At 26.5% G+C, this 4,426-nt stretch carries 5 protein-coding genes; all 5 read left to right on the forward strand.

Features of this window, described 5'->3' with window-relative positions:
• The coding region (locus J7G74_RS11335) for a hypothetical protein (protein WP_297135387.1) at positions 1-496 on the forward strand (496 nt) is incomplete at its 5' end.
• Positions 497-508: 12 nt separating this feature from the next.
• Complete coding sequence (locus J7G74_RS11340) at positions 509-985, forward strand: zinc ribbon domain-containing protein (protein WP_297135389.1); 477 nt, start codon at positions 509-511, stop codon at positions 983-985.
• A gap of 93 nt (positions 986-1,078) precedes the next feature.
• Positions 1,079-1,909, forward strand: coding sequence for an N-acetylmuramoyl-L-alanine amidase family protein (locus J7G74_RS11345; RefSeq protein ID WP_297135390.1), 831 nt, complete (start codon positions 1,079-1,081; stop codon positions 1,907-1,909).
• A gap of 20 nt (positions 1,910-1,929) precedes the next feature.
• Entirely contained in the window at positions 1,930-2,790 is an 861-nt protein-coding gene (locus J7G74_RS11350) for a YARHG domain-containing protein (RefSeq protein ID WP_297135392.1), read from the forward strand.
• Between the two features lie 319 nt (positions 2,791-3,109).
• Positions 3,110-4,033 carry a M14 family zinc carboxypeptidase gene (locus tag J7G74_RS11355; protein WP_297135395.1) on the forward strand — a complete coding sequence of 308 codons (924 nt, stop codon included), beginning with the start codon at positions 3,110-3,112 and terminating at the stop codon, positions 4,031-4,033.
• Positions 4,034-4,426: the final 393 nt, after the last annotated feature.

The following is a 4,426-nucleotide window of genomic DNA, read 5'->3' on the forward strand; positions in this document are numbered from 1 at the left end:
AAGTTGCTGGTTGTTTACAATTTCAAACTTTGTAGGAATTAGTATTTTTGGAATTACATCTTATAACATAATTTCTTTAACAAAAGATAGCAATTCTCCAATAATATTATTATCTATAATACCGATTATTATGTTAGTTTTAATAGGTAGAAAAATTAAATCTATTTATGGTGAAAATCAAATAAAAATAATTGGTATTTATAGTTTTACATATTCTATATCAATGTTTATTTTATCTTATTTTAGTAGGATAATGATAAGTCTTAATTCTGGACAAGTTCAAGAATACTTAAACGATTTTATATATGAGATAATTTCAGGTTATAGTTATGAATATGCAGACATCATAATGACTTATTTAAATAAGATATATGCTAATTTAAGCGCGGGTGTATACATGGGAAGTAGTTTATTTTTAACTATTATAATTACATTTGTATTTAGTTTTGTATTTGTATTATTAGGTTATAAAACTAAGAAAATAGATAGTATTTAGGAGGAAAGATAAATGGCTAATGTTGAAGATAAAATAGGAATGGGGCTGTCTAAGATTCAAGACGGACTAGATAAAAGTAAAAATAAGGTTGAATTTATGAAAGAAATATCTAAACTAAATAAAGTAGTAGATGATATAAATTCAAAAAAAGCAGATGCTTTATTAGAATTAGGGATATATGTATATAAAAAAGTAAGAGAAGGTATCATAGATGATTCTGATATATTAGAAAAATGCCAAAGTATAGTAGGATTTGATCATATAATATATGAAAATAAAAGAAAAATAGAAGATTTAAAAATAGAAAATAAAGGATTTGTATGTAGTTGTGGTATGTCTTTAAGTTATGAAGATAAATTCTGTGGTGGTTGTGGTAAAAAGGTTGAAATACCAACAGAAAATACAGAGTATATATTATGTAATAGATGTGATACAAATATTGAAGCAGATTCTAAATTCTGCCCTTGTTGCGGAGTTAAAATAAGTTAGTCTGTTGAGAGTTATATTATTTTTAATAAATAAATTAAAAAAATAATGGTCAAGTATATATTAATCCTTGACCATTATTTTTGGAGGATATAAATGAAGAATAAACTTATTTATATAATGATATTAATATGTATTGTAGTAATTGGAAGCGGATGCAATAATTCTAATTTGCAAGAAAATAATAAAAAAAATATAAATCAAAGTAGTGAAGACTCAAAAGAACATGATAAGAATAAAGACTCCATAGTAGATGATAATAGTGAAAACAAAGGAAAATCTGAAAAAGAAGAAGTAGTGCCTACAAATAAAACTATTGTCATAGATCCAGGGCATTCATCAACAGGAACATCAGGACAAGAACCTATAGCACCAGAATCTAGTCAAACAAAATTAAAAGATGGATTAGGGGCAACTGGAGAATATACTGGAGTACCCGAGCATAAAACAAATATGTCAGTAGCATTATTAGTAAAAGAGAACTTGGAATCAAAAGGATATAATGTAGTTATGACAAAGTCAGATGTGGCAGAGTCTAAAAGTAATATTGAAAGAGCTTTTATAGGAAATGAAAATAATGCAGATTTAGTATTGAGAATACATGCAGATTCATCAGAAAATAATAATATAGGTGGAGCATCAGTACATGTTCCAGGTAACAACAAATATACATCTAGTATTTATGAAATAAGTAAATCTTATGGTGAAACAATAATAAATACATATGCACAAGAATTAGGTATAAAAAACAGAGGAGTTATAGAAAGAGATGACCTTACAGGGTTTAACTGGTCTAAAGTTCCTGTTGTTTTAATAGAGATGGGGTTCTTATCTAACAAAGAAGATGATATGTTTGTTAGTAATACTGAAAATCATAGTAAGATAGCAAAAGTTATAGCTGATGGGATATATAAATGTTTTGAATAAATATATATGGGGGCATAAAAATGAGGTTTTGTAAAGAATGTGGAAAATCAGTATCTGACAATCTTCAATTTTGTACAAACTGTGGTTCAAAAATAGAAGATTCAGTAGAAAATAAACAAAATACAACGATACAAACGACACCTAAAAACACTAAATCAAAAGCATCTATAATAATATGTATAACACTTGCTTTATTAGTGTTAGTAGGTATTTTAAGTAAAGATTCCATAATGTATAATTACTATACCATAAGAGCAGATAAAGAAAGTTTGGCATCTAAATCTGTAGAATATTATGGTAAAGCTTTAAATATAAAATATAACCAGGATATAGTAAGTAAAATTGCAAATAAAATAAAAGAAGATAAGGATTTTGAGAATACACTAGAAAGTTTATCTTATACATTAGAAGAAAGTGACTTAGATAAAGTATACTCTGATGTTTATGTAAGTAAGGCTAAAGAAAATTATGAAAATAAGAACTATGAAACATGTTGGACATACTTAGATAAAGCAGAATTATATGGGTATGATGTTTTAAAATTTGAATATTACAATGACCTTATAAAAATAAAAGATAAAGAAGAAGCTAGTGAAAATGTTGTATTAGATGATATTAACGATGAGTATATAATTTCAGATAGTAGTACTAGATATTTAACTGAAAATGAATTACTTAAATATTCTGATAAGCAATTAGCATATATTAGAAATGAAATATTTGCAAGACATGGTTACATATTTGAAAAGGATGAATATAAACAATATTTCTTAAGTAAATCTTGGTATGTGCCAGATCCATACTTTTCAGGTAGTGAAGAGGATCTAAATTATATTGAAAGAGAAAATATAAAACTTATAAGAGAAATAGAGAAAAAATAAATCATTTCACAATAAAAGATATGAGTATCTACTCATATCTTTTTTAGCATTAGGGGAACCTACATAAGAACTATTAAACTCTAGAAAATAGGTCCTCCAATAGATTTATACTATCACCATAAAAAGTAGTAAACTCCTCATTTTTACTATCTGATATATAGAAGTATTAAGAATACAATTGAAACTGTTTATAAAATTAAAACAACATTTTATTATCATAGAACTAAAGTAAATTAATTGAATAGACTATAGTAGAGTATGTTTGTATAAAAGTTGCCATTAGGTTGTTTAAAATTGACGATTGGAGGTATGACTATATATGTTTACAAAAAGTTATATCAATTTATACAATTCAAAACCTTTTTCAAAGAATATTAATTTAGCTATATGTGACCTAACAAGAAATAACAAAGATATATTATCTTCCTACCAAATAGGTTCATCTGTTCAAGGAACTCCTATTTTAGCTGTTGAATTAGGATGTGGAAGTACAAAGATACTTGTGCAAGCAACTCATCATGCCAGAGAAGCTATTAATACAATTTTATTGCTAGACCAGATAAATTACATGGTAAATTTATATAATAATACCGCTGTTGTATTTGGAATAAATATAAGAGAACTTTTAAATCGGATTACATTTATCTTTGTTCCACTTGTAAACCCTGATGGGGCTGATTTAGTTTTAAATGGTAAGGAATTTATTTGCAAAGAATATCAAGATAAAGATTATTTACAAAGAGTGCCTTTTTTGTCTTGGAAGTCTAACATAAACGGCGTAGATTTAAATAGAAATTATCCAACATCCAATCCATCAACTGATTTAGCTAAAAGCCCAGGCTCTGAAGGATACCCTGGACCTTATTATTTTTCAGAACCAGAAACAGATGTACTTAAAACTTTAACTGAATGTTATAACTTTAATGGAACAATATCATATCATTCATCTGGAGAAGAAATCTACTGGTATTTCAATCAAACTAATGAATATAGAGATCTAATTATTGCAAAGAGTATTGCTTTACTAACTGGATATAAATTAATTCCAAAGGAAGAATCTACTACAGGTAATGGCTACAAAGATTGGTTTATAGAAAATTATCAAAAGCCGTCATTAACTATAGAAGTATCACCTTATGTTGGGCCTACAATAGTACCTGATGAAAATTATTGTGCTATACTTGAAAAAAATATAAATGTACCTATTATATTTGCAGATTTAGTATATTTTATGGGAATATAGATAGAAGTGTAACTAAGGAAAAGTGAGGGGTTTAAAAGAGCTAATAAAATAAGATTAAATATAAGTTATAACAAAAAATAAACTAGTTTGTGAAGTAAATTTAATGAACAATATTAATATAATGAGAACCAATGTAAGTTGAAATACATTATTTAATTTGATATAGTATCAATAAACTGAGCAACTTCTCATCGAGTTGACGATGATGAGCCTTGGTAAAACCACCTCCCCTCGAATTGACGAGGACAGGTGGTTTTGTTTTGTCCATTCTAATATTCTATTTACCAACCAAATAGTTTAACATAGCCTATTAAATAAGTTTTTATGATAAAAATGTAATCATACATAATAATAGTAGTGATTATTTTGTCAATTTACAATAAAACTTTTATT

The organism is Terrisporobacter sp., assembly GCF_017888745.1.
GTDB lineage: Bacteria > Bacillota > Clostridia > Peptostreptococcales > Peptostreptococcaceae > Terrisporobacter.